Source organism: Mycobacterium sp. Soil_C_30 (assembly GCF_057656995.1).
Genome location: NZ_JBDGJH010000008.1, coordinates 190206 through 215647 on the forward strand (window position 1 = coordinate 190206; position 25442 = coordinate 215647).

The 25442-nt window shown below is 67.0% G+C and carries 26 protein-coding genes; 19 read left to right on the plus strand and 7 right to left on the minus strand.

Translation table 11 applies throughout. The features are described 5' to 3' along the window. Positions 1 to 2: 2 nt before the first annotated feature. On the minus strand, positions 3 to 677 hold the full coding sequence (locus AC3A6P_RS17440; RefSeq protein ID WP_487693002.1) for a guanylate cyclase: 675 nt from the start codon (positions 675 to 677) through the stop codon (positions 3 to 5). A 53-nt stretch (positions 678 to 730) separates the two neighbouring features. Between AC3A6P_RS17440 and AC3A6P_RS17445 the strand changes: the two genes are divergently transcribed. Beyond that, positions 731 to 892, plus strand: coding sequence for a hypothetical protein (locus AC3A6P_RS17445; RefSeq protein ID WP_487692916.1), 162 nt, complete (start codon positions 731 to 733; stop codon positions 890 to 892). On the opposite strand, the gene AC3A6P_RS17450 is transcribed toward AC3A6P_RS17445, so the two are convergent. Next, complete coding sequence (locus tag AC3A6P_RS17450; RefSeq protein ID WP_487692917.1) at positions 889 to 1497, minus strand: TetR/AcrR family transcriptional regulator; 609 nt, start codon at positions 1495 to 1497, stop codon at positions 889 to 891. The genes AC3A6P_RS17445 and AC3A6P_RS17450 overlap by 4 nt on opposite strands. Positions 1498 to 1668: 171 nt before the next feature. Here AC3A6P_RS17450 and AC3A6P_RS17455 point away from each other — a divergent pair, with 171 nt between their 5' ends. Continuing rightward, on the plus strand, positions 1669 to 2307 hold the full coding sequence (locus tag AC3A6P_RS17455) for a maleylpyruvate isomerase family mycothiol-dependent enzyme (protein ID WP_487693003.1): 639 nt from the start codon (positions 1669 to 1671) through the stop codon (positions 2305 to 2307). On the opposite strand, the gene AC3A6P_RS17460 is transcribed toward AC3A6P_RS17455, so the two are convergent. Both AC3A6P_RS17460 and AC3A6P_RS17465 read right to left on the minus strand, forming a co-directional pair. After that, positions 2308 to 3258 (minus strand): alpha/beta fold hydrolase, encoded by a 951-nt coding sequence (locus AC3A6P_RS17460; protein ID WP_487692918.1) that lies wholly within the window; start codon positions 3256 to 3258, stop codon positions 2308 to 2310. A 33-nt stretch (positions 3259 to 3291) separates the two neighbouring features. Then, a complete protein-coding gene (locus AC3A6P_RS17465) occupies positions 3292 to 3927 on the minus strand; it encodes a TetR/AcrR family transcriptional regulator (RefSeq protein WP_487692919.1) in 636 nt (211 codons plus the stop codon). Positions 3928 to 4409: 482 nt separating this feature from the next. Here AC3A6P_RS17465 and AC3A6P_RS17470 point away from each other — a divergent pair, with 482 nt between their 5' ends. The 12 genes from AC3A6P_RS17470 to AC3A6P_RS17525 are packed head-to-tail and all read left to right on the plus strand — an operon-like array spanning position 4410 to position 17442. After that, positions 4410 to 5120, plus strand: coding sequence for an MlaE family ABC transporter permease (locus tag AC3A6P_RS17470; RefSeq protein WP_487693004.1), 711 nt, complete (start codon positions 4410 to 4412; stop codon positions 5118 to 5120). A 10-nt stretch (positions 5121 to 5130) separates the two neighbouring features. Then, positions 5131 to 5979: an ABC transporter permease gene (locus tag AC3A6P_RS17475; RefSeq protein WP_487692920.1), complete on the plus strand. Its 849-nt coding sequence runs from the start codon at positions 5131 to 5133 to the stop codon at positions 5977 to 5979. A gap of 17 nt (positions 5980 to 5996) precedes the next feature. Beyond that, positions 5997 to 7481: an MCE family protein gene (locus AC3A6P_RS17480; RefSeq protein WP_487692921.1), complete on the plus strand. Its 1485-nt coding sequence runs from the start codon at positions 5997 to 5999 to the stop codon at positions 7479 to 7481. A 31-nt stretch (positions 7482 to 7512) separates the two neighbouring features. Further along, a complete protein-coding gene (locus AC3A6P_RS17485; RefSeq protein ID WP_487692922.1) occupies positions 7513 to 8541 on the plus strand; it encodes a virulence factor Mce family protein in 1029 nt (342 codons plus the stop codon). Then, complete coding sequence (locus tag AC3A6P_RS17490) at positions 8538 to 9935, plus strand: MCE family protein (RefSeq protein ID WP_487692923.1); 1398 nt, start codon at positions 8538 to 8540, stop codon at positions 9933 to 9935. The genes AC3A6P_RS17485 and AC3A6P_RS17490 overlap by 4 nt, the downstream gene beginning before the upstream one ends. Then, the gene (locus tag AC3A6P_RS17495) at positions 9932 to 11275 is read left to right on the plus strand and encodes an MCE family protein (RefSeq protein WP_487692924.1); all 1344 of its coding nucleotides are present in this window, start codon (positions 9932 to 9934) and stop codon (positions 11273 to 11275) included. The genes AC3A6P_RS17490 and AC3A6P_RS17495 overlap by 4 nt, the downstream gene beginning before the upstream one ends. Continuing rightward, the gene (locus AC3A6P_RS17500) at positions 11272 to 12402 is read left to right on the plus strand and encodes a virulence factor Mce family protein (protein WP_487692925.1); all 1131 of its coding nucleotides are present in this window, start codon (positions 11272 to 11274) and stop codon (positions 12400 to 12402) included. Before AC3A6P_RS17495 ends, AC3A6P_RS17500 begins: the two co-directional genes overlap by 4 nt. Before the next feature lie 2 nt (positions 12403 to 12404). After that, the gene (locus AC3A6P_RS17505) at positions 12405 to 13868 is read left to right on the plus strand and encodes an MCE family protein (protein ID WP_487692926.1); all 1464 of its coding nucleotides are present in this window, start codon (positions 12405 to 12407) and stop codon (positions 13866 to 13868) included. Then, positions 13832 to 14581: an Mce protein gene (locus AC3A6P_RS17510; protein WP_487692927.1), complete on the plus strand. Its 750-nt coding sequence runs from the start codon at positions 13832 to 13834 to the stop codon at positions 14579 to 14581. Before AC3A6P_RS17505 ends, AC3A6P_RS17510 begins: the two co-directional genes overlap by 37 nt. Continuing rightward, the gene (locus tag AC3A6P_RS17515) at positions 14578 to 15276 is read left to right on the plus strand and encodes a hypothetical protein (protein WP_487692928.1); all 699 of its coding nucleotides are present in this window, start codon (positions 14578 to 14580) and stop codon (positions 15274 to 15276) included. Before AC3A6P_RS17510 ends, AC3A6P_RS17515 begins: the two co-directional genes overlap by 4 nt. A 7-nt stretch (positions 15277 to 15283) precedes the next feature. After that, the gene (locus AC3A6P_RS17520) at positions 15284 to 16198 is read left to right on the plus strand and encodes an alpha/beta fold hydrolase (RefSeq protein ID WP_487692929.1); all 915 of its coding nucleotides are present in this window, start codon (positions 15284 to 15286) and stop codon (positions 16196 to 16198) included. 5 nt (positions 16199 to 16203) lie between these two features. Then, a complete protein-coding gene (locus tag AC3A6P_RS17525) occupies positions 16204 to 17442 on the plus strand; it encodes a WS/DGAT/MGAT family O-acyltransferase (RefSeq protein WP_487692930.1) in 1239 nt (412 codons plus the stop codon). On the opposite strand, the gene AC3A6P_RS17530 is transcribed toward AC3A6P_RS17525, so the two are convergent. Further along, positions 17409 to 18047: a TetR/AcrR family transcriptional regulator gene (locus tag AC3A6P_RS17530; RefSeq protein WP_487693005.1), complete on the minus strand. Its 639-nt coding sequence runs from the start codon at positions 18045 to 18047 to the stop codon at positions 17409 to 17411. The two genes, AC3A6P_RS17525 and AC3A6P_RS17530, sit on opposite strands and share 34 nt — an antisense overlap. Before the next feature lie 118 nt (positions 18048 to 18165). On the opposite strand from AC3A6P_RS17530, the gene AC3A6P_RS17535 reads away from it, so the two are divergent. Both AC3A6P_RS17535 and AC3A6P_RS17540 read left to right on the plus strand, forming a co-directional pair. Beyond that, on the plus strand, positions 18166 to 18681 hold the full coding sequence (locus tag AC3A6P_RS17535) for a DoxX family protein (RefSeq protein ID WP_487692931.1): 516 nt from the start codon (positions 18166 to 18168) through the stop codon (positions 18679 to 18681). A 74-nt stretch (positions 18682 to 18755) separates the two neighbouring features. Next, positions 18756 to 20480, plus strand: a complete 1725-nt coding sequence (locus AC3A6P_RS17540) for a DUF3556 domain-containing protein (RefSeq protein WP_487692932.1) — start codon at positions 18756 to 18758, stop codon at positions 20478 to 20480. Here AC3A6P_RS17540 and AC3A6P_RS17545 read toward each other — a convergent pair. Continuing rightward, positions 20472 to 21119: an SDR family oxidoreductase gene (locus AC3A6P_RS17545; protein WP_487692933.1), complete on the minus strand. Its 648-nt coding sequence runs from the start codon at positions 21117 to 21119 to the stop codon at positions 20472 to 20474. The two genes, AC3A6P_RS17540 and AC3A6P_RS17545, sit on opposite strands and share 9 nt — an antisense overlap. Positions 21120 to 21271: 152 nt before the next feature. Here AC3A6P_RS17545 and AC3A6P_RS17550 point away from each other — a divergent pair, with 152 nt between their 5' ends. After that, a complete protein-coding gene (locus AC3A6P_RS17550; protein ID WP_487692934.1) occupies positions 21272 to 22429 on the plus strand; it encodes a thiolase family protein in 1158 nt (385 codons plus the stop codon). Next, positions 22426 to 23223: a crotonase/enoyl-CoA hydratase family protein gene (locus AC3A6P_RS17555; protein WP_487692935.1), complete on the plus strand. Its 798-nt coding sequence runs from the start codon at positions 22426 to 22428 to the stop codon at positions 23221 to 23223. Before AC3A6P_RS17550 ends, AC3A6P_RS17555 begins: the two co-directional genes overlap by 4 nt. A 63-nt stretch (positions 23224 to 23286) precedes the next feature. Here the strand turns inward: AC3A6P_RS17555 and AC3A6P_RS17560 are convergent, their stop codons facing one another. Then, a complete protein-coding gene (locus AC3A6P_RS17560) occupies positions 23287 to 24090 on the minus strand; it encodes a fasciclin domain-containing protein (protein ID WP_487692936.1) in 804 nt (267 codons plus the stop codon). A gap of 199 nt (positions 24091 to 24289) precedes the next feature. Between AC3A6P_RS17560 and AC3A6P_RS17565 the strand changes: the two genes are divergently transcribed. Next, positions 24290 to 25429 carry an ABC transporter permease gene (locus AC3A6P_RS17565; protein WP_487692937.1) on the plus strand — a complete coding sequence of 380 codons (1140 nt, stop codon included), beginning with the start codon at positions 24290 to 24292 and terminating at the stop codon, positions 25427 to 25429. Positions 25430 to 25442 lie beyond the last annotated feature (13 nt).

Consider the following 25442-nt stretch of genomic DNA (forward strand, 5'->3'; position numbering starts at 1 on the left):
CGCTAGGTCAGAACCGAAATCTCCTTGCCCAATTCATATCCCGGAAGCAGCGGCAGCTCGTCGCCGCTCCAGAACGAGCCTGGGTCGAAGTAATTCTCGCGCTTGTCGGTAGAGATCAACCCCATCTCCTCGTAGGTGATGGCGACGGTCTCAGCACAGTACGCGGTCTCCAGAGCGGCACGGCGGGTGACCTTGCTGCGCTCGGCGGACTCGCGGACCCGTCTGTGTACCAACGGAAGTCCGCGAGTCCAGTCGCTGACCGTGGGCAGCCGGCCGCGTACCCACCGGCCGGTCAAGCGCGCGGTGGTGGGGAAAGCGGTGCCGTCCATGCGGGCGATCACCCGTAGCATCGCGTCTTCCTGCTCGCGGGTGGCGAACGGGGTGAGCTGACGCAACCAGCACCGCTGCCCGTACTTCGTCGCCCACTGCTGCACGGCGGCGCGCAGGTCATTGAGCTGAACGCCGCGGTGATGACTGCCCGTCCACATGTCCAGCAGTGTGTCGCCCAGTTCGGCATGCCAGATCAGTGGCGGCAGGTCGTCGATCGCGACGGTCATGCCCACGTGGTTGACCGGCGCGTTGGTCAGGGTCTGAATGGCCCGGTCGGGGCCAGACCCGCCGCGGAACAGCCAGAGGTCACCGGTGCGGGTGACCTCGAGGGCCTTCTCCAGGGACACGCTGTGGTTGCCGGTGCTCGCGCTCACCCCGGCAGCTTAGGCACACTGAGCGGGTGCGCAACGTGTGGAAATGGATCGGCCTGGCCGGTGTCGTCGGGGTGGCCGCCGGTGGGGTGCTCGTCGCCCGTGACCAACGCAGGCGAAACGCGTACACACCGAATGAAATCCGAGCTCGCCTGCACCAGCGGCTGGCCGAGTCGCAGGACACCCCCTAGCTGGTCTCGAGTGCCCGCACCCACAATCGGGTCAGGGTCTCGATCAGCAGTTCACATTCCACGGGCTCCCGGGCATCGATGATCGCCGCGTGCACCTGCGCTTCGATTCCGGAGACCACCATCGACGCCACCAGCTTGCGGTTGGTCTTGGCGACGTCGAGTCGCTCGAAATGCCGCTCCACTTCGTCGGCGATCGCCGCGTTCGCGGCGCGCAACCGCTTCAGCAGTTCTTCCGAGCGGGGAGCGCTGTCGTAGAGCAGTCGGTGCAGCTGAGGCTCCTCGACGTGCAGGCGCACGTTCACTTCGATACCCGCCCGCAGGGACTCTTCCAGCCCCGGCGCGGATTCCCGCAGCCGCGCGAACACGGCCATCATCGACTCGCGGGCACCGGCGAGGTGACGTTCGGCCAGGGAGTACAGCAACGCGTCCTTGTCCGGGAAGTAGTGATACAGGGTGCCGATGGAGATGCCGGCCGCTTCGGCCACCTTGTTGGTGGTGGTGCCGGTGTAGCCGCGTTCCTCGAATGTCTTGGCGGCGACATCGAGAACGCGTTCGTAGGTTTCGCGGGACCGTTGCTGTCGGGGGGAATTTCGTGGTTTTGGCATCGAGTTGTATTTACTTCTGGGAGTACGATCTTCGTGATCGGTGCTCACGTCGCTATCGGCAAGGTACCCCACCCGGCAACCGCAGCGCACCAACTCTCGTTTTCAACTATCTGCGCGCAATCGCGGCCTCGGTGAACGGGTATCGGTAGCACTGTGAACCGAATCGACGTCATGGAAATGGCGGCCGCGGAACGGACTGATCTCGCGCGGTTCGTGGAGAAATTGACGCCGCAGCAATGGATTGCGCCGACTCTGTGCTCTGAATGGCGGGTGGGCGAGGTGGTGGCCCATACCGTGGGGTTCGACGGCCTGAGTCCGTGGCAACTGGCGGCGGTGTTCTTGCGGGGGCGGCTGTGGGTGGACCGGATCAACGCCATCGAAGTCGCCCGGTTCAAGGAGTTGTCGCCTGAACAACTGGTGCAGCGGGTACGTGCCCACGCCCACCCAACCGGCCTGGCTTCAGGTTTCGGCGGGAGAATCGCGTTGACCGACAACATGATCCATCATCAGGACATCCGCCGACCGCTGGGTTTGCCACGCGACATCCCGGCGCCGCGACTCGTCGTCGCGCTGGACTTCGCCCGCTGGGCTCCGCTGATCCGGGGGGCGTGGCGGGCCCGGGGTCTGCGTTTGACGGCCACCGACCTGGACTGGGCGGCCGGATCCGGGCCGGTGGTGCGCGGCACCGGGGAAGCGCTGCTGATGGCGATGGCGGCCAGGCCGGCGGCACTGGCCGATCTCGACGGCCCGGGCGTGCCGACGCTTGCCCGGCGCATCGCTCCGCCCGCCCGGCCCGCCGCGGGGCGTTGATCAGCCGCGGGTGACGAACTGCACGACGGCCTCACTGAAGGCGTCGTTGTCGTCGCCGGCGGCGGTATGACCCGCACCGGACAGCTCGACGAACTCGGCCCGCGGCACCTTCTGCAGGAAGTCGTTGACCCCTTCGGTGCTCACCACATCGGAGAGCTTGCCGCGAATCAGCAGGATCGGGATCTGCAGGCCCATGGCGGCGGCTTCCAGCTTGTCCGCCCGCTCGAAGGGATCGTCGGCGGGTTTGGTCAGGAACGCGGGATCCCAGTGCCAGTACCACCGGCCGTCGCGCAGCCGGAGGTTCTTCTTGAGGCCTTCGGGGCTGCGCGGTTTGGTGCGATGCGGCAGGTACTCGGCGACTGCATCGGCAGCGTCTTCGAGCGAGTCGAAACCGTGCACGTGGTTGAACATGAAATCCCGGATCCGGGCGCTGCCGGACTTCTCGAAGCGTGGCACGACGTCGACGAGGACGAGCTTGGCGACGCGCTGCGGGCCGGCCTGGCTGGCCACCAGGATTCCGGTCAGCCCGCCCATGCTCGCCCCGATGATCACCACCGGGGCACCCACCTGCTCGATCAGTGCGTGGACATCGGCAGCCAGGTTCTCCAGTGCGTAGTCGGCGTTGGGGGAGCGGTCGCTGTCGCCATGGCCGCGGGTGTCGACGGCAACCACGTGAAAGTCGCGATCGGCGAGGATCTGCCCGGTCTTCTTCCATGAGTGCCGGTTCTGCCCGCCGCCGTGCAGCATCAGGACCGTGGGATGTTCGGCCCGCGCGGTGTTGTAGGCGCGCGGCTCCTCTTCGCGCAAGCGCTCATCGGCCCGCGCGGTGTTGTAGGCGCGCGGCTCCTCTTCGCGCAAGCGCTCATCGGCCCGCGCGGGACCCCTCCACTCGTCGGCAACCAGCGTGATCCCGTCGGCGCCGGAGAATTCGACGGTCTGTGGTGTGTTCACGGGTGTCCTCTCGATTGCCGCAGGCACCCGACGTTACTGCCCGCCGCTGCCGGCCTGGGGGAGCAGCCGCGTCAGGTGCGCGACGGCCGCATCCATCACCGCAGCCGCGGTCTCGTCGTCGTCACACGTCATCACCTGCGCGGCGGACTCGGTGAGCACCGCGATCAACACCCGGGACAGCAGAGCGCCGGCCGCCGAGGTGTCGAGATCGAGTTCGGCGAGCCAGTCGCGGAACCAGTCGTGCATGCTGTCGCGCCGGATGCGTTCATATCCGGGCGGGACGTCGCCGGCCGACAGGATCACCGCGATATCCCGGTGGGTCCAGATGGCTTCCAGGTAGCCGCGGGCTTGTACACCGAACGACGCTTCTGCCCCGGTGTTCGCGATCTGGTTCTCGACAGTGACGCTGAGCCGGTCGTGGATCGCCAGGAACAGTTCGCACTTGCCGCCGAAATGGTGGTAGATGCTGCCGATGCTGGCACCCGAGGCGGTGACCACCTCGCCGATCGTGGCGGCGGTGAAACCATGCGCGCGGAATACGTCGGCGGCGGCATCGAGAATGCGTTGTTGAGTCGCGCTGGTTTTGGCCCACCGCCTGCGCTTGATCTTGACACGTGTCAATTGTGCGGGCGCGCCCGAAACGCCATCGGCGGTGGCGGGCGCTGTCATGGAGGGACGCTAACTCTTCGTCATCATTCAATGGCGAAATGCGAAATAGCGTTCTAGAACCGTGACCATTTGTGGTCCTAATTTGTCATTGTTCAATTGTCGGTCCGCATTTTCGACAGGGAATTTGCTGTTCGATTCCGCGGCGAGCACGTGTGATCCAGATTGCCCAGAGCCCGCACCTCGCTGCGCTCGGTGTGCGAAGATCGCAGGCGTCACTGGGTGTCCGGAGAGGTCTGTCCGTCGAGGTCAGGCCAAGTGTTGCTCGGCGCGAAATGCGTGGTGTACGTTCTTCGGGCGGTCTGTGTCATGAGTCACAGTTTTAACGCAGGAAGAGGTTCTGTGTCGGAAGGAAATCAGCGGCTCATGCGATTGATGCAGATCCGGCCGGCGCAGTGGGTTCGGGTCAGTATCGGCCGGGCCGCCTAGTGGCCACGCCCGAAGTGATCGCCAAGCCGGTCCGGTCTGTCGGCGGCTTCTTCGCCATGGCACTGGACACCTTCGTCGCGATGTTCCGGACGCCGTTCGCGTGGCGGGAGCTGATCCTGCAGACCTGGTTCGTGGCCCGGGTGTCGATCGTGCCCACGCTGATGCTGTCGATCCCCTTCACGGTGCTCCTGGTGTTCACGTTCAACATCCTGCTGGTCGAGTTCGGCGCTGCCGACTTCTCCGGCACCGGAGCCGCCATCGGCACCGTCACCCAGATCGGGCCGATCGTCACGGTGCTGGTGGTCGCCGGCGCGGGTGCCACCGCCATGTGCGCCGACCTCGGTGCCCGCACCATCCGCGAAGAACTCGACGCCCTGCGCGTCATGGGGATCAACCCCATCCAGGCCCTCGTCGTACCCCGCGTCCTGGCGGCCACCATCGTGGCGCTGATGCTCTCGGCGTCGGTGGTGGTGGTCGGCATCGCCGGCGGGTTCTTCTTCTCGGTGTTCGTCCAGCACGTCACCCCGGGCGCTTTCGTCGCCGGACTCACGCTCATCACCGGTCCCGCCGACGTCATCATCTGCCTGGTGAAAGCCACCCTGTTCGGTCTCTCTGCGGGCCTGATCGCCTGCTACAAGGGCATTTCCGTGGGCGGTGGCCCCGCCGGTGTCGGCAACGCGGTGAACGAGACCGTGGTGTTCACCTTCATCGCACTGTTCGTCATCAACGTGCTGGCGACCGCGGTCGGCGTGGAGGCCAACGTATGAGGGTGCAAGCATGACGGCCGTCCATGGAAACAGTCCACGTCTGCAGCGCACGTTCCGGAGCTGGTCGGACGGCTGGAACCGGATCGGGCTGCAGACCAAGTTCTACGGCTACACCCTCAAAGGCATCGTCGACGCCTTCCTGTACTACAAGACCGAAATCGTCCGCCTCATCGCACAAATGGGCCTCGGTGCCGGTGCCCTGGCCGTCATCGGCGGCACCATCGCCATCGTCGGCTTCCTCACCCTGTCCACCGGTGCGCTGGTGGCCGTCCAGGGGTACAACCAGTTCGCCACCATCGGCGTCGAGGCCCTCACCGGCTTCGCCTCCGCATTCTTCAACGTGCGCCTGATCGCGCCGCTGACCGCGGGTGTCGGCATGGCGGCCACCATCGGTGCCGGTGCCACCGCGCAACTGGGCGCCATGCGGATCAACGAGGAGATCGACGCTCTCGAGGTCATCGGTATCCGCACCATCGCCTACCTGGCTTCGGCGCGCGTGATCGCCGGTGTGGTCGTGGTGATCCCGCTGTACTGCGTCGCGGTGCTGATGTCGTTCCTGGCCGCGCGGGTGGGCACCACTTTCATCTACGGCCAGTCCACGGGTGTGTACGACCACTACTTCCGGACGTTCCTCAACCCCGTCGACCTGATCTGGTCGTTCTTGCAGGCGATCATGATGGCCCTGGTGATCATGCTGGTGCACACCTATTACGGCTTCACCGCCTCCGGCGGTCCCGCCGGAGTGGGTGAGGCGGTCGGTCGTGCTGTGCGCACGTCGCTCATCATCGCCGCACTGGTGACCGTGATGATCTCACTGGCCGTGTACGGCCAGTCCGGCAACTTCAACCTCTCCGGATAGGGCCGGCAGGACTCGTCATGGACTTCGCGGAAAAGGAAAAAGGCAAAGGCCTGCACCCCGGATGGTGGACCGCCATCCTGTTGCTGGTCATCGCTGCGTTGGTGTACGGCACGGCCGCCTTGTTCTCCGGGTCGTACAAGACCTACGTTCCGGTGACCCTGACGTCGGACCGCGCCGGTCTGGTGATGGAGAGCGGCGGCAAGGTCAAGATGCGCGGGGTTCAGGTCGGGCGGGTCAGCTCGATCAAGGGTGGCACCGAGCCCGTCAGCCTCAAGCTCGAGATCTTTCCCGACCAGATCCAGCACATCCCGGCCAATGTCGAGGCAGAGATCAGGGCCACCACCGTCTTCGGCGCCAAGTTCGTCGACCTGATCTACCCGGAGAACCCGAGCTCCGACCGACTGGCCTCCGGTGCGGTGGTGAAATCCCGCAATGTGACCACCGAGGTCAACACGGTGTTCCAGAACCTGGTCGGAGTGCTCGATCAGGTGGACCCGATGAAGCTCAACGCGGTGATCTCCGCGCTGGCCGAAGGTGTCCGCGGCCAGGGGGAGCGCATCGGGCAGGCCACCACCGACTTCAATCAGGTGCTGCTGGCGCTGAACCCGCGCAGTGAGACCATCCGCGCCGATTGGCAGGCGCTGCAAGGCTTCAGCGACGCCTACAGCGGGGCCGCGCAGGACATCTTGGCCACCTTGAGCGCCGCCTCCACCACCAGCACCACCATCGTGGAGAACTCCAAACCGCTGGATGCCTTGCTGCTCAACGTGATCGGGCTGTCCAACAGCGGTATTGCCCTGTTGGCTCCCAACCAGGAGAACCTGATCAAGGGCATCAACAACCTGGAGCCCACCACCAACCTGCTGATGAAGTACAACCCTGAGTACACCTGCATGCTGGTGGGCGCAAAGTGGTTGCTGGACAACGGTGCCTACGACGCCACCGGCGGCAACGGCAAGTCCTTCATCGTCGACGGCGGCGCGCTGCTGGGTGACGACCAGTACCGTTACCCGGACCACCTGCCGATCATCGGCGCCAAGGGCGGCCCCGGCGGCCAGCCGGGCTGCGGCTCGCTGCCCATCCCGGACAAGAACTGGCCGGTGCGGGCGCTGGTCACCAACACCGGCTGGGGTACCGGCGTGGACATCCGGCCGAACCCGGGTATCGGGTTCCCCGGCTACGCCAACTATCTGCCGGTCACCCGCGGTGTTCCCGAACCTCCGAGTGTGCGCAACCTGTTCGGTGGTCCCGCCCCGGGACCGAACGCCGGAAACCCGCCGAAGGTCATCCCGGAACCGGGCGACTACCCCTACGGCGCGCCGATGTACGCCCCCGACGGCACCCCGCTGTGGAACAACCTGCCGCCCGCGCCGCCGCCGATGGATGCGCGGGAGCCGGGGCCGACACCGGGATCGGAGCCGTTCTTCGTGCCGAACCCGGGGCAGACGCCCACCCCGCTGCCCCCGACGCCGGTGCCCAACCCGGCCACACCGGGCCCCTGATCATCACGACGTCAACGAGAGGTAAGCGGAAGTGAAAGACAACCTGGGAGGCGCCATCTGGCGTTTGGGTATCTTCCTGGTGGTCTGCTTGCTGGGGATGTTCTCGCTGTTCGCGGTGTTCGGTCAGTTGCGGTTCGACAAGGAGCAGACCTACCGGGCCGAGTTCAGCAATGTGACGGGGCTGGAGCCCGACGACTTCGTGCGTATCGCCGGTGTCGAGGTGGGCAAGGTGAAGAACCTGTCGATCCGCGACGACTCCACGGTGTTGGTGGAGTTCAGCGCCCAGGATTCGGTGGTGCTGACCGAAGGCAGCCGCGCCGTCATCCGGTACGACGACCTGATCGGCGGCCGCTACCTGCAACTGGTCGAAGGTGCCGGCGGCACAAGGAAACTGAACCCCGGCGACACCATCCCGCTGGCACAGACCGAGCCTGCGCTGGACCTCGATGCGCTGATCGGCGGCTTCCGCCCACTGTTCCAGGCGCTCAACGCCGAGCAGGTCAATGCGCTGACCGGTCAGCTGATCAGCGCTCTGCAAGGCCAGGGCGCCACCATCGGGTCGTTCCTGTCGCAGACCGCGTCGCTGACCAACACCCTGGCCGACCGCGACCAGCTGATCGGCGAGGTGATCGTCAACCTCAACACGGTGCTGGGTTCCCTTGCCGGGCAGAGTGATCAGTTCGGAAAGGCCGTCACGGCGCTGTCCGAACTGGTGCAGGGCCTCGCTGAGCGCAAAGACGACATCGCCACCGGACTGGCCTACACCAACGAGGCCGCCGGCTCCATCACCGCACTGCTTTCCGAAGCGCGGCCGCCGTTGCAGAAGGTCGTCACCGAAACCGATCGCAGCGCAAGCATCGTGCTGGCCGATCACGATTATTTCGACAACCTGCTCAACACGCTGCCCGACGCCTACCAGATCCTGAACCGTCAGGGCATGTACGGCGATTTCTTCAGCTTCTACCTGTGCGATATCGCGCTCAAGCTCAACGGCAAGGGAGGCCAGCCGGTGTACGTCAAGGTGGCCGGCCAGAGCACGGGGAGGTGCGCACCGCGATGAAACCCTTCGCTGAACGCAATTCCTTCGTCATCGGTCTGGTCGGTATTGTCGGCATCGTCGCGATCGTGCTGCTGGCGCTGAACTACAAGAAGCTCCCGCTGATCAACTCCTCGACGTCGTACTCGGCGTATTTCGCCGAAACCGGCGGACTGGACAGCGGTTCACCCGTACAGGTGTCGGGCCTGCAGGTCGGTCAGGTCACCGGTGTCGAACTCGACGGCGCCCAGGTGCTGATCACCTTCAGCGTCAACGACGGTGTGCGCCTTGGTGATCGGGCCGAAGCCGCGATCAAGACCAAGAGCCTTCTGGGCGCGAAGTTCCTGGAGGTCACCCCCCGCGGTGACGGACAGCTCGACGGGCCCATCCCGACCGACCGCACCACCCCGCCGTATGAACTGCCCGACGCGCTCGGGGATCTCACCACCACCATCAGCGGCCTGAACACCGACCAGCTGTCGGACTCGCTGCGGGTGCTCTCGGAGACCTTTTCCCAGACCCCGCCGGACCTGCGGATCGCGGTCGAAGGTGTGGCGCGGTTCTCCGAGACGCTCAACGAACGCGACGCGCAACTGCGGGAACTGCTGGGCAACGCCAACAAGTCCACCGCCGTGCTGGCCGAGCGCAGCGATCAGGTGGTGTCGCTGATCGCCAACACCAACGCACTGCTGGCCGAGTTGCAGACCCAGAGCAGCGCTCTGGATCAGATCTCGAACAACATCTCGGCCGTGAGCCAGCAGTTGGTGGGTTTCATCAACGAGAACCGGTCCACCATGAAGCCGGCACTGGACAAGCTCAACGGTGTGCTGGCCACCATCGAGAACCGCAAGGATCGGGTGGCGAAGTCGATCAACATGTTGTCGACGTATGCGATGGCGCTCGGTGAATCGGTGGCCTCGGGGCCGTTCTTCAAGTCCTACATCAGCAACCTCATCCCCGGTCAGTTCTCCCAGCCGTTCATCGATGCGGCGTTCTCCGATCTGGGCCTGGACCCGAATGTGTTGCTGCCCACCGAACTCACCGATCCTCAGATCGGTCAGCCGGGCACCCCCGCGCTGCCGATGCCGTTCCCGCGCACCGGCCAGGGTGGCGACCCGCGCCTGAACCTGCCCGACGCGATCACCGGTAACCCCGGAGATCAGGGCTGCGGTCCGCCCGGCATCCCGCTGCCCGGCCCCACCGGCTGCTATCCCTACCGCGATCCGGGCCCCGCGCCCGCACCCGGCGGCCCCCCGCCGGGCCCGCCCGCGGCCGCACCGCCCGGCGTCGCGACCACACCCGCACCGTCGGTGGCGCCGGTCGCGGTTCCGGCCCCGGGCCAAACGCCGCCGGTGACTCAGACTCTCGGCCCCGCGCCGGGACCCGTTGATCCCGCGAACCCGGGAGGTGGACAGTGACGCTCTCCCGGAACACCAAGCTCGGGGTCGGCATCGTGCTGGTGCTGATCCTCGTCGCCGGCGTCGCGGTGCTGCTGCGCCCCGGTGGCCCGGCCAACCGCACCAACGTCGTCGGTTACTTCGCCAACAGCAACGGCATCTTCGTCGGCGACGACGTGAAGATCCTCGGGGTGTCGGTGGGCAAGATCGACAAGATCGAACCGGAGCCGCAGCGGGTCAAGATCTCGTTCTGGTACGACAGCAAGCACAAGGTGCCCGCCGACGCGAAGGCCGCGATCCTGTCACCGGCACTGGTCACGGGTCGCGCCATCCAGCTGACCCCGGCCTACACCACTGGACCCGTGATGGAATCCGACGCGGTGATCCCGGAGGACCGCACGGCTGTGCCGGTGGAGTACGACTCGTTCCGCCAGCAGCTGCAGCGGCTGACCGACACGTTGGAGCCCACCGAACCGGGCGGAGTGAGCACGCTGGGTTCGGCCATCAACACCGCCGCGGACAACCTCCGCGGCCAGGGCGCCAACATTCGCGACACAGTCATCAAGCTGTCGCAAGCCTTTTCGGCGCTCGGTGATCACAGCACCGACATCTTCTCGACCGTCAAGAACCTGTCGATCCTGGTGGCCGCGCTGCAGGAAAGCACCAACCTGATGCGCCAGCTCAACCAGAACCTCGCCGACGTCACTGGCCTGCTGGCCGACGACCCCGACGAGATTTCCTCGGCAGTACGGGATTTGAACGTCGCCGTCGGTGAGGTGCAGACCTTCGTCGCGGAGAACCGGGAGACCCTGGGAACCACGTCGGACAAACTGGCGGCCGTCACGAGCATCCTCAACGACAACCTCGACGACGTGGAGCAGCTCCTGCACGTCGCGCCCAACACATTGCAGAACTACATCAACATCTATCAGCCGGCGCAGGGCGCGGCCACCAGTGTGTTGGCCATCAACAACTTCTCCAACCCGATCTCGTTCCTGTGCGGCGCCATTCAGGCGGCGTCTCGGCTGGGTGCCGAGCAGTCGTCGAAGCTGTGCGTGCAGTACCTGGCGCCGATCGTCAAGAACCGGCAGTACAACTTCCTGCCGATCGGGCAGAACCTGTTCGTCGGTACCCAGGCCCGCCCCAACGAGGTGACCTGGAGTGAGGACTGGATGCGCCCGGATTACATTCCTCCCCGGCCGCCGGCCCCACCGGCACCGCCCGCCCCGGTGTCCCCGCTTCCCGCGGAAGCCGTTGCGCCACCTCCGGCAGCGCCGACTTCACCTCTTGCTGCTGAAGCGGTGCCGACCAATCCCGCCGACGGCCTGCAGGGGCTGATGGTTCCGGGAGGTGGACAGTGATCAGGCGTCTGACGAGTGCCGGTCTGGCTGCCGCCGCTGCACTGACTCTCAGCGGCTGCGGCGACTGGCAGGGGCTGAATTCGTTGCCGCTGCCCGGAACCGAAGGTGCCGGGCCCGGGGCGTTCACCATCACCGCGCAGATGCCCGATGTGGACAACATCGAACAGAACTCGCGGGTGCGGGTGGGCGACGTCACCGTGGGCAATGTCAGCAAGATCGAACGGCAGGACTGGCATGCCCTGGTGACCATGACCCTCAACGGTGACGTCGAACTGCCCGCCAACGCGACGGCGACCGTGGGCCAGACCAGCCTGCTGGGCTCGCTGCACATCGAGCTGGCGCCACCGAAAGACGAAGCCCCGCAAGGACGCCTGGGTGAGGGCTCGGTGATCCCGCTGTCGTCGTCGGGGGCCTACCCGACCACCGAGCAGACGCTGGCGGCGGTGTCGCTGATCCTCAACGGCGGCGGTATCGCGCAGGTCCAGGACATCACCGCAGAGCTCAGCACCGCCTTCACCGGCCGCGAAGGTGACCTGCGCTCGCTGATCCAGCAGCTGGACTACTTCATCCAGTACAACAACGACCAGAAGAACGACATCATCGCCGCGGCGGAGAGCCTCAACAATCTGGTGGGGCAGATCGCCGAGCAGAAACCCGTCGTCGACGAGGCGCTGCGCACCATCCCGGACGCGCTCGACGTGCTCAAGGATCAGCGTGAGCAGCTGTCGGAGGCACTGGTGCAACTCGGCAAGTTCAGCGCCTTCGCGGCGAACTCGGTGAACCAGACCCGGGAAGCGCTGGTGCAGGAGCTCAAAGACCTTGGGCCCGTGCTGCAGTCACTTGCCGATGCCGGTCCGGCGCTGACCCGGGCCTTGAGCTTCTTCCCGACCTTCCCGTGGCCGAAGGAAACGCTGCACAACTGGATGCGGGGCGACTACGGCAACCTGAGTCTGGTGTTCGACCTGACGCTGAGCCGCCTCGACGCCGGCATCTTCACCGGAACGCGGTGGGAGGGTGACCTCACCGAGCTCGAACTGCAGTGGGGCCGCACCATCGGCCAGCTGCCGAGCCCGTACACCCGCGCGAATCCACTGGTCGCTCCGTACCGCTGGGATCAGGGGCCGTAGACATGCATCTGAGTAAAAAGATCCTGACGCAGCTGGCGATCTTCGTCCTGATCGCCGTGATCGCCGGTGCGGTGATGATCTTCAACTTCATCAACCTGCCCGCGATGCTGTTCGGTGTCGGCGAGTACCGGGTCACCATCCAGCTGCCCGAGGCCGGCGGAATCTACCAGCGCGGCAACGTCACCTACCGTGGCACCGAGGTCGGCCGGATCGAGGACGTGCGGCTGACCGGCGAAGGTGTCGAAGCCACCCTGGTGTTGCGCTCGAATCAGAGCATCCCCGCCGACCTGGACGCCGAGGTGCACAGCCAGTCGGCGGTGGGCGAGCAGTTCATCGCGCTGCTGCCGCGCAGCGGGGATGGGCCCACCCTGCAGGACGGCGACGTGATCCCGATGGATCGCACCACTGTTCCGACCGACGTCAACACCTTGCTGGATGCGACAAACCGTGGGCTGCAAGCAATTCCGGGCGACAACCTCAAGACCGCGGTGGACGAGGCCTATATCGCGATCGGTGGTCTGGGCCCGGAGATCCAACGGTTCGTCAAGGGTTCGACCGCGTTGGCCATCGACAGCCGGGCCAATCTCAACGAGCTGACCACCCTGATCGACCAGTCCAAACCCGTGCTGGATTCGCAGACGGACACCGGTGATTCGATCCAGGCGTGGGCTTCGCACCTGGCCACCATCAGCGGCCAGCTACGCGACCAGGATGCTGCGGTCGAAGGCGTGATCACGCGGGGTTCACCCGCAGCCGACGAGGTGCGCGCGCTTCTCGACCGGTTCCAGCCGACGCTGCCGGTACTGCTGGCCAACCTGGTCAGCGTCGGCGAGGTGGCGATCACCTATCAGCCGAACCTCGAGCAGCTGCTGGTGCTGCTGCCGCAGGGGACCGCGGTGACCTCCGCGACCGGCGTCGCCAACCGGCACACCAAGCAGGACTACAAGGGCGCCTACCTGAGCTTCAACTTGAACCTCAACCTGCCGCCACCATGCACCACGGGGTTCCTGCCCGCCCAGCAGCAGCGTCCGCCCGCCGCGGTGGATGCTCCGGACCGGGTGGCGGGCAACCTGTACTGCCGGATCCCGCAGGACTCCTCGTTCAACGTGCGCGGGGCGCGCAACATCCCGTGTGTGACGGTGCCGGGCAAACGTGCGTCGTCGGTGCGCGAATGCGAGAGCGACGAGGTGTACGCCCCGCTGAACCCGGGCTTCAACTGGAAGGGCGACCCGAACGCCACCAATTCGGGGCAAGCCGTTCCCGACATTCCGCCCGGCATGCCACCTGCGGAAGCGGCACCACCGCCCGCCCCGCCGCTGCCGCCGATCGCGGCCGCTGAATACGACCCGACCACCGGCACGTACGTTGGACCTGACGGGCATGTGTACAAGCAAGCCGATTTGGCCCGTGGTGCCGCAGAGGAGCAAACATGGCAGACGATGCTGCTGCCCCCGAAGGGAAGCTGAGCGGGAACGACCCCGACCTCACAGCTGATCCCGAGGGGGCGACGGAATCGCCTCGAGAAGCCGACCAGGACGACACACCGACCGCGGTGCAGGACGCGCAGACCGACTCCGCAGCGCCGGAGAATTCTGCCGTGTCGGAGGATTCCGCTGTGTCGGAGGATGGGGTGTCGGATACCGAGGACCCCGAAGACGGGGAACTCGCCGAGGAGCCCGCGCCGGCCAAGGAGCCGATGTCGCCGCTGAAGCTGGCGACGCTCATCGGTGTGGTGGTGGTGCTCGTGTTGGGTGGCACTGTGGGCTGGCTCGGGTACCGCGCGTTGGACTCCCGTGAGACCGCCGAGCAGCGCAGCGTGTTCCTGCAGGTGGGGCGGCAGGCCGCGCTGAATCTGACCACCATCGATTTCGCCACCGTCGATGCCGATGTACAGCGCATCCTGGACTCGGCCACCGATTCGTTCTACGACGACTTCTCCGCGCGGACGCAGCCGTTCGTGGACGTGGTGCGGCAGGCTCAGTCGAAGTCCGTCGGTGAAGTCACGTCGGCGGGATTGGAATCCGAGGACGCCACCGGCGCGCAGGTGCTGGTCGCGATCACGGTGCGGACCTCGAATGCCGGTGCCCCCGAACAGGAACCACGCGCCTGGCGGATGCGCATCAGCGTCAAGCAGGTCGGTGAGGAGACAAAGGTGTCCAACGTGGAGTTCGTCCCGTGACCGCCGATGACAAGACCCGGGAAGCGGACGACACCGCTGTTGATGACACCGTTGTTGATGACACCGCTGTTGATGACGCGGTGTCCGAGGCTTCTGAATCCGACGCCACGGCCGAGGAACTCACCGAGGGCTCCGCACCGGACGAGGCGGACGGATCCGACACAGAGACCACCGATTCGGCTGCGGAACCGGACTCCGACAACAAGGCCGGCATCAACTGGGCGCGGGTGTTCGCCTTCGGCATCCTGCCCGCGCTGGCGCTGCTCCTGGGTGCCGGGGCCGGTTTCCTGAAATGGCAGGACTCGTCGGTGCGGGACACCGACGCGGTGCGAATCGAATCCGTGCAACTCGCCAAGGACGCCACCGTCAGGCTGTTGTCCTACAAGCCGGACACCGTCGAGCAGGATCTCGGCTCGGCTCGTGAACTGCTCACCGGTGAGTTCCGCGATTCCTACACCCAGCTCATCAACGACGTCGTGATCCCCGGGTCCAAGGAACGTCAGATCTCCGCAGTGGCCACCGTTCCCGCCGCCGCGTCGGTCTCCGCGGAGCCGAACAAGGCCGTGGTGCTGGTGTTCGTCAACCAGACCGTGGTGGTGGGCACCGACGCGCCCACCGGCACCACGTCCAGCGTTCAGGTCACCATGGACCGGGTGGGGGATCGCTGGTTGATCTCCGAATTCGATCCCGTCTGAGCCGGCCGTGACCGCTGATCCCCAGTGGACCGATATCGCGGGGTCCGAGGTGAACCTGAAGGCGCTCACCTGGGCCGCCGACGAGCGTGACCGGCCACTTGCATTGTGTCTGCACGGTTTTCCCGATACCGCCTTCGGGTGGCGCAAGGTGGCGCCGCTGCTGGTGGCCGCGGGCTACCGGGTGGTCGCGCCCATGATGCGGGGCTACGCTCCCTCGGGTTTCCCGGTGGACGGCAGTTACCACGTCGGGGCGTTGATGGATGACGCGCTGCGGGTGCGCGAGACGGTCGGGGGAGGCGATCACGATCTGCTGATCGGCCATGACTGGGGAGCGATAGCCGCGGCGGGGCTGACGGCCATGCCGGCGAGCCCGTTCAGCAAGGCGGTGATCATGTCGGTGCCGATGGCCGCGGCGTTCCGGCCGTGGGGCGGTGTCCCGCACCCGCTGCGGCTGGCTGCCCAACTACCCCGTCAGCTCGTACGCAGCTGGTACATCATGTACTTCCAGTTGCCGTGGGCACCCGACCGTTCCGCGAAATGGGTGACGCCACGCCTGTGGCGGCAGTGGTCACCCGGGTACGACGCCGCCGAGGATCTGCAGCACGTGTCCGCCGCGATCGGCGCACCCGAACACTGGCGTGCGGCGCTGGGGCCCTACCGTGCGACGGTGCGCAATTCTGCTCCGCCGCAACGGTTTGCCGAACTCCACCAACACTGGTTGTCGGCGCCGCTGCTGCCGACGCTGTACCTGCACGGCGCCGACGACGGCTGTGCGTCGGCCGAATACACCGAGTGGGTCAGGCGGGTCCTGCCGGACGGCGGGCGCGCCGAGATCATCCCCGGCGCCGGGCATTTCCTGCAGCTCGAGCAGCCCGGCCAGGTGGCCGAGCTGATCGCCGGATTCGCGCCCGTCGCATCCTGAGTCCGGTGGTCATCCGGCTCGCCGCCGCCGACGCCCAGACCTATTGGCTGTCGGCGAAGATCCCCAGCGACCAGTTGCTGCTGTACGCCTTCGACGGTGCACCCGCCATCGAACCGGTGGTGGTACAGCTGCGCCGCCGTGCCGCGATGTGCCACGATCTGCGGCTGCGGATCGTCGACGATTGTGTTGCGGCGTACCCGGCGTGGGCGTACGCCCCGGTGCGGCCCGCCCAGTTCGTGGTCCATGACGGGCGCAACTGGGCGAGCTGCCTGGACGCGGTGGCCGGGCTTGCCGACCAGCCGCTGGATGCGACCGAGGTGACGTGGCGGGTGCATGTGTTCACCCCGGTCGCCGATGTTCCGGATGCGTCCGGCCCGGCAACGGTTGCGGTAGTGCAGGTCTCGCATGCCCTGGCCGACGGTACCCGCGCCGCCGACCTCGCCGGCTGGCTGTTCGGCCGGTCTGTGCCGGTGACGCCGGTGGTCGCTGCCCGCCCGGGCAGCCTGGTGCTGCGTTCGGTGACCGCAGCGCGTGCGCACCGTCACTTGGTCCGCGACACCGCCGCAGGTGTGCTGCCCGCGGCTCCGCCGCCGCGGCCGGCGGCGTTGACCAACTCCGCGCCCGCCGGGCGGCGTCGGGTGCGCACGCTGCTTCGGCCTCGCGCGGCGCTGGGCGGTCCCACCGTCACCGTCGCGGTGCTCGCGGCGATCAGCGAGGCGCTGGACGGGCACCTCGCCGAGCGCGGACAGGACATTCCCCGGCTCGGCGCGGAAGTGCCGGTGGCCCACGGTGGGATTCGGTTCGCGCACAACCACTTCGGCAACGTCGGGGTGGGCCTGTATCCGGAACTCGCCAGCGCAGCGCGCACCGACCGCATTGCCGCGGATCTGGCGGCGGGCCGCGCCCGTGGTGACCATCCGGCCGCGGTGGCGGCCCGGCGTTCCTTCGCGGCCGTGCCGGCCCCGCTGCTCAGGTGGGGTGTGCGCCAGTTCGACGAGACCGTCCGCTCACCCGTGGTGACCGGTCACACCGTGGTGACGAGTGTCAACCGGGGGGCCGCCGATCTGCACTTCGGTTCAGCGCCCGTCCTGTTCACCGCCGGCTATCCGCTGCTCTCTCCGATGATGGCACTGGTGCACGGGGTGCACGGAATCGGTGCCACGGTGGCGATCAGCGTGCACGCCGCCGAAACCGCCGGTGACATCGACGACTACGTGGCCCGGCTGGACCGCGCGCTGGGCTGACTTCCGCGCAACGCCGCGATCCCCGCGTCGAGGGCGTCCTCCAGATAGCGCAGATCGCCGGTGGCCATCAGCACCCCGACCCCACCCTGGATGCCGGCCAGCAGCGCTCGGGCCGTGGCGTCGGCGTCCACCCGTGCGGGCACCTTGCCCGTCGACTGCATGGCCCGGATACCGGAGGCGATCTCGCCGTGCCAGCGTCCCATCAGCGCTGTTGTCACCGCCTGCGCCCCGGGGGTGGTCCGGCCGATCTCCGACATCAGCACCGACAGCGGGCAGTTCTGGCCCTGGCGGCGGTACCGGTCGACCACCACGTCGCGCCAGCGTGTCCACGCCGCCCAGGACGTCAGTTCACCCAGGTAGGGCTGCTGGTCGGAGATCACCTGGCGGGCCTCGTGCTCGGCCACCGCCAGCAGCAGCTCTTCCTTTCCGGCCGGAAAGTAGTGGAACAGCTGGCTTTTCGAGGTCCGGGTGCGGACGCGGATATCGTCGAGGGTGGTGGCGGCCACGCCGTTGGCGCGGATCTCCTCGGCAGCGCCGGTGATGATGCGCTGCCGGGTGACCAGCCCCTTCTTGGTCAGGCCGAGTTGGTGGACCTGCGGGTCCAGTTCCCACGGCCGGCTGTCCGGGCTCATGGGCGCACACAGTACGCGGAACGCCCGGCGGCGAGGCGGATCGGTCGAGGGGGTCGAGCAGCGGCGTGACAGATGGCCTACATTCTGTTACGTGACTGCCTACGACTTCGCGCTGCTTGTCCTCCGGGTCGTACTCGGACTGACGATGGCTGCACACGGCTACAACAAATTCTTCGGCGGCGGGCGGATCCCCGGAACCGCGGGGTGGTTCGACAGCATCGGGATGAAACCGGGCATGTTCCACGCCCGGGTCGCGGCCACCACCGAGATGGCCGCGGGCATCGGTCTGGCCCTGGGGCTGCTGACTCCGGTGCCGGCCGCGGGCTTCGTGGCTTTGATGCTGGTGGCCGCCTGGACGGTGCACCGCAAGAACGGGTTCTTCATCGTCAAAGAGGGCTGGGAGTACAACCTGGTTCTGGCTGTCACGGCGGTGGCGATCGCCGGTACCGGCGCCGGCAAGCTCAGCCTGGACTACCTGCTGTTCTCTCATACCGCGGTGTGGGATGTGGTGCAGGGCTGGTGGGGCCTGCTGATCGCGGTGGTGCTGGGGCTCGGCGGCGGTATCAGCCAGCTGGCGATCTTCTACCGCCCGCCGGTGAAGTCCTAGAAATCCGTCCGCGGATCGCATGATTTTGGGTGTGCTCGCCCACAGGAACTAGAACACGTTCTAGTCTGAACTCCATGGGATTTCTGAAGCAGACCACGCCGGAAATCGACTTCGCGGAATGGAGTAAGGGCACCCGCGCCGAACGGATCAAGCCGATGGCCCGGCACTGGGCCGAAGTCGGCTTCGGCACCCCGGTGGCGCTGCACCTGTTCTACGTTCTCAAGATCCTCGCCTACATCCTGGGTGCGTGGCTGGTGGTCCTGACCACCCGCGGTGTCGACGGGTTCTTCAACGTCGCCGAATGGTTCAACGAGCCCATCGTGTTCCAGAAGGTGGTGCTCTACACCATGCTGTTCGAGGTCGTCGGCCTCGGCTGCGGATTCGGCCCACTCAACAACCGGTTCTTCCCGCCGATGGGTTCGGCCCTGTACTGGCTGCGGCCCGGCACCATCCGGCTGCCGCCGTGGCCCGACCGGATTCCGCTCACCCGGGGTGACGCCCGCACCCCATTCGATGCCGCCGTCTACGGCGCGCTGCTGGTGGTGCTGCTGATCGCCCTGTTCTCCGATGGCGTGGGCCCCGGTGTCGGGGTGCTGCCCGCCTGGCAGCTGTGGGCCGTGCTCGGGCTGCTCGCACTCATCGGCCTGCGCGACAAGGTGATCTTCCTGGCCGCGCGCGGCGAGGTGTACGGATCGCTGGCGGTGGCGTGCCTGTTCGCCAGCCACAGCGTGGTCGACATGATCATCGCCGCCAAGCTGGTGTGTCTGGTGATCTGGCTCGGAGCGGCCACCTCGAAACTCAATAAGCACTTCCCGTTCGTCATCTCCACGATGATGAGCAACAACCCGGTGTTCCGGTCGCCGGCGATCAAGCGCAAGTTCTTCGAACACTTCCCCGACGATCTGCGGCCGGGGCGGCGCTCGCGTTTCCTGGCGCATTTCTCGACGGCCGTCGAGGGTCTGGTGCCGCTGGTGCTGTTCTTCTCCCATGGTGGCTGGGCAGGCGCCGTCGCGGCGTTCATCATGCTGTGCTTCCACTTCGGCATCCTCAGCTCGATCCCCATGGGCGTGCCGCTGGAATGGAACGTCTTCATGATGTTCTCGGTGGTCGCACTGTTCCTCGGCCACCCCGGTGTCGGCCTCGCCGACCTGCAGAGCCCGCTGCCGATCCTGCTGTTCGTGGTGGTCGCCGGCACCGTGGTGCTCGGAAACCTGTTCCCGCGCAAAGTGTCTTTCCTGCCCGGAATGCGGTACTACGCGGGCAACTGGGACACCTCACTGTGGTGCATCAAGCCGTCAGCCGATGCCAAGATCGCCGAAGGCATCGTCGCGATCGCGAGCATGCCCGCGGCGCAGCTCGAAAAGTTCTACGGAAGCAAGGAAGCCGCGCAGATCCCGATGTACATGGGGTACGCGTTCCGGTCGTTCAACACCCATGGCCGGGCGCTGTTCACGCTCGCGCACCGGGCGATGGCCGGGCACAACGAGGACGACTACACCCTGACCGACGGTGAGCGCATCGTGTCCACGGCCATCGGCTGGAACTTCGGCGACGGCCACATGAGCAACGAGCAGCTGGTCGCCGCCCTGCAGAAGCGCTGCCACTTCGAACCCGGTGAGGTGCGCATCGTCATGCTCGACGCTCAGCCCATCCACCGGCAGACCCAGCAGTACCGGCTCGTCGACGCCGCCACGGGCGAATTCGAGCGCGGCTACGTCGAGGTCGCCGACATGGTGACCCGTCAACCGTGGGACGACACCGTTCCGGTGCACGTCACCCGCAGCGACTCCCTAGCGTGAAATGGCCTCGGCGATGGGGGTGTCACCGTTGTTGAACTCGATGGTGCGCCCGATCGTCGAATCCTGTGCCAGCACTGCGGCGGCCACCGCGGCGACATCGGCCCGGGACACCTTCCCGTCGGCTGCCTCCGGGCCGACGGTGATGCGTCCGGTGGGCTCGTCGAGTGTCAGCCCGCCGGGGCCCAGGATGGTCCAGTCCAGGCCGCTGGCCTTGAGGTACTCATCGGCGGCCGCTTTGGCCTGGGCGTACGCATAGAACGAGTTGTCCTCGGGGACACCGTGATCGGGGCCGGCGCCGAAGTAGGACACCATCACGAATCGGCGCACACCGGCCTGCTTGGCCGCGTCGATCACACGGATGGCGGCGTCGCGGTCGACGGCGTAGGTGCGCGCCGGGTTGCCACCGCCTGCGCCGGCGGAGAACACCACCGCATCATGGCCCACCAGCAGGCCGGCCAGTGTCTCGGTGTCGGAGTTCTCGATGTCGGCGACGACGGGGTCGGCGCCGGTGGCGGCCACGTCGTCGGTGTGGTCGGCATTGCGGAAGATCGACGACACCTGCTGCCCGTCGGCACTCAGCGTGCGGGCCAGGTGCAGGGCGACCTTGCCGTGGCCCCCGACGATGGCGATGCGAGACATGTTCCTCCTAGTTCGGTTTCGCGGTGCAACTCGACCTCGCGGGTGAGAAATTCCGACCCACTCGTTCCAAGTACCCACAGATGGTGTTATGAACGACGTAGGCAACCAACTAACCGGTTGGGAGTTCGGAACGAGATCTGGAGGAGAGGTTCATGGCTGAAGCCGTGATTGTCGAGGCAGTGCGGTCCCCAGTCGGCAAGCGCAACGGTGGTCTGTCGGGTGTGCACCCGGGTGAGCTGTCGGCGCAGGTCCTCAACGGGTTGGCGGAGCGCGCCGGCATCGATCCCGAGATCGTCGACGACGTGATCTGGGGCTGCGTCATGCAGGCCGGCGAGCAGGCCCTCGACATCGCCCGGACCGCGGTACTGGCCGCAGGTTGGCCGGAGACGGTGCCCGGCGTGACCGTCGACCGCCAGTGCGGGTCCAGCCAGCAGTCGGTGCACTTCGCCGCCGCCGGCGTGATCGCGGGCCACTACGACGTCGTGGTCGCCGGCGGTGTCGAATCGATGTCGCGCACCCCCATGGGCTCGTCGCTGGCCAACGGCGGACACCCCTACCCCGAGGCCTTCCGTAGCCGCTACAGCCAGACCCCGAACCAGGGCATCGGTGCCGAGATGATCGCCCAGCAGTGGGGCCTCGACCGCACCACACTCGACCAGTTCTCCCTCGGCTCGCATGAAAAAGCCGCGGCCGCACAAGATTCCGGCGCATTCGACGACCAGATCGTCGGCATCAAGACCAAGGACGCCGACGGCAACGACGTCGCCATCACCAAGGATGAAGGTATCCGCCGCGGTGGGTCGGTGGAGAAGCTGGCCGGGATCAAGCCGGCGTTCAAGGAGGACGGCGTGATCCACGCCGGCAACTCCTCACAGATCTCCGACGGCTCGGCGGCCCTGCTGTTCATGTCCGCGGAAAAGGCACAGTCGTTGGGACTCAAGCCGATTGCGAAGGTACACACCGCGGTGCTGGCCGGCGCCGACCCGGTGATCATGCTGACCGCGCCCATCCCGGCGACGCAGAAAGCGCTCAAGCGTTCGGGACTCTCGCTGGACGACATCGGCGTCTTCGAGGTCAACGAGGCGTTCGCCCCGGTTCCGCTGGCCTGGCTCAAGGACATCGGCGCCGACGAGAAGAAGCTGAACCCCAACGGTGGCGCCATCGCGCTGGGCCACCCGCTCGGCGGATCCGGCGCCCGCATCATGACCACGATGCTGTACCACATGCGGGACAAGGGAATTCAGTACGGATTGCAGACCATGTGTGAAGGTGGCGGCCAGGCCAACGCGACCATCCTCGAACTGCTGTGACCGAGGTGCAGGCACCCGCCGCTCTCACCGAAAGGCGGGGCAACGTCCTGATCATCACCCTCAACCGGCCCGAGGCACGTAACGCCATCAACGCGGCGGTCAGCACCGCGGTGGGTGATGCGCTGGCCGCGGCGCAGGCCGACCCGGAAGTACGGGTGGTGGTGATCACCGGAGCGGGCGACAAGTCCTTCTGCGCCGGCGCCGATCTCAAGGCGATCTCGCGGCGGGAGAACCTCTACCACCCCGAGCATCCGGAATACGGATTCGCCGGCTACGTCAGCCATTTCATCGACAAGCCGACCATCGCCGCCGTCAACGGTACGGCGCTGGGCGGCGGCACCGAACTGGCGCTGGCCAGTGATCTGGTGGTGGCCGAGGAGCGGGCGAAGTTCGGGCTGCCGGAGGTCAAGCGGGGCCTGATCGCCGCCGCGGGCGGGGTGTTCCGGATCGTCGATCAGCTGCCGCGCAAGGTGGGACTCGAGCTGATCCTCACCGGGGAGCCCATGTCCGCCGCGGACGCACTGAAGTGGGGCCTGATCAATCAGGTGGTGCCCGACGGCACCGTGGTGGACGCCGCCGTGGCCTTGGCCGAACGGATCGCGGGCAACGCACCGCTGGCGGTGCAGGCCAGCAAGCGGGTGGCCTACGGCGTCGACGACGGTGTGGTCACCGGCGAGAAGGACGGCTGGGCGCGGACCACCAAGGAGATGGTGGGCGTGTTCCGCTCGGAGGACGCCAAGGAAGGGCCGCTGGCGTTCGCCGAGAAACGCCCGCCGATCTGGAAGGCTCGCTAGCCAAACACGAAAACGGGCGTTTGGGCGCGCAATCTGCGCCCAAACGCCCGTTTTCGGCGTTGATCAGGCGGGGGCCGCGGGCGCGACCGTCGTCGGGGTGACGGACGGGATCTCGGCGGGCAGACCCTCGCTCGGGGCGGCCGGCTCGGTGGTCTCCGACGGCGCTGTCGTTGACGTCGACGTGGTGGTCTCCGACGTGCTGGTGGGCGACGTGGTGGTGGTCGCGGTGCCCGGCAGCGCTTCGGCCGGGTTCAGCACGGTGTCGATCATGTAGATCTTGGCGCTCTGGGCGGTGATGCCGCCGCAGACCACCTTGGCCACGTCGTCGACCTTGATGTCGCCGCCGCTGCCGGTGATGGTGAGCTGCGCACCCTGCTGCGAGGTCAGCTTGCCCTCGATGTTGCTCGGGCCCAGGTAGCCCAGCGCCATGTGGTAGTACAGGACGCTGGTCAGCTGCTCGGGGTTGGCCTTGAGGGTCTCGAGCTCGCCCGGCTCCAGCTTCGCGAACGCGTCGTTGGTGGGGGCGAAGACGTTGTAGGGGCCGTTGTCCAGCACACCCACCAGGTTGACGGCGGGATTGACCTGGCCGGAGATGGCCTGGCTGAAGGTGCTGAGCTCGGGGATCGAGGCGATGGCCGCCGAAGCCGTCAAGCCCGAGGTGGAGGCGAACGACCCGGAGGTCTGCGACTCCTTGTAGGTACCGCACTCCGGGCCCTGCGGCTCGGGGACCTCGCCGGTCTGCACCGGTACCGGGGGCGGGGTGGGCAGGGGCGTCGGCTCTGCGAACGCGTTCACCGCGGTCGGGATGGACAGGGCGATGGCAGCAACAGCTGCGGCAACGCCGTAGGTCTTGGTGCGAGTCGTCACGTTGATTAGGGCTCCTCTCGCCTCTTCACGTCTCCGGGCCTTTGTCGTTCGATCTCAGTCGGCCGTTACGCACAGAAGCTGTGTCTTATCCGGTCGGCGAGACGCGACGGAGGCGCATCAAGCCAGGTCAGATCGTAAACTTTGCCTGACAGCCGCTCAAAAGAGGCTGGTCAGCGCCAGCGTGGTCCAGGATGTCGGGGTGAGCGCGAACGCAGGTGAGGCCGTCGATGAACTGCGGGAACTGGCGCAGCTGCTCGGCCGGATCGACACGGCCGCAGCCGCCGCGCCGTGGTCGGCTGACGGCGAGCTGGAACGCCTGGCCGCCGCGGCCCGAAGGGAGTTGGCGGCCGCGCCCGCAGCCGACATCGCCGCGGTGGGCGCCTCGCCCGCCTGGCGGGACCGCGCTCGGCAACACGCACGTTTGGCCCAGCTGACCCGCGAGCCGGCACCGCCGCGGTACGCCGGGCCCGACGCCGTCCTGGCCGTCGGTCTGGCGCGGGCAGCGGTGGCCGAAGCAGTGCTGGCGGTGTCGCGGGCCCAGCGGCTCAGCGACAGCACGGAGGCGCCCGCCCGCCGGCACGTGGTGGCCGGCCTGGGTGCCCGCGTGTGTTCGTTGGCGCCCCGGGTGCTCGACGAGGTGCGCCACATCTGGACCGGCAGACCCCGCTCGATTCTGCTGCGGTTGGTCATCACACTGGCGGTCGCCCTGTCGCTGGTGGTGTTCTACCACTTCACCGGACTGACCCGGTACGACGACGCCGGCCGGCTCACGCTGTATCTGTTCTCCGCGGTGGTGGGCAGCGTGGTGTGCACCAATGCACTGTGTTTTGAAGCGCGGCGGGTGCGCGGCCAGCTTGCGGCCGGTGAACGACTGTGGCGCATCCTGATCGTGAAGAACCTGGCGATGGCGGTGATGGTCACCGTCGCGGCGCTGCCGGTGATCGTGTTCCTGACGATCGCCGACGAGGGAAACCCGGTGGCGCTGGTCGATCAGTTGATCACCATGGTCTTCCTCTGGCTGGGCGTGGGCAATGTGCTGTCGGTGGTGTATCCGCTTCGCCACGAACCGATTTCGGCCCGCCTGAACGACGGCACCTGGAAGCCGTTCCTGCTGTCGTTCGCGGTGTCCTACGGTGTCGGGCTGACGGTCAACCTGATGATCTACTGGCGACTGTGGGCCAAGCAGAAAGCCTCGGCGGAGATGACCGGAGGTACCTGGGCGGCGTTCGCCGTGGTGCTGATCAGCGCCGTCTCGATGTGGATTCTGCTGACGGTGTTCGCGGTCGCCTGCAGTCGTGAACCCCGGCTGCGACGGGTGCTGTCCCGGGAGATGATCTGAGCGATTTCGGCGC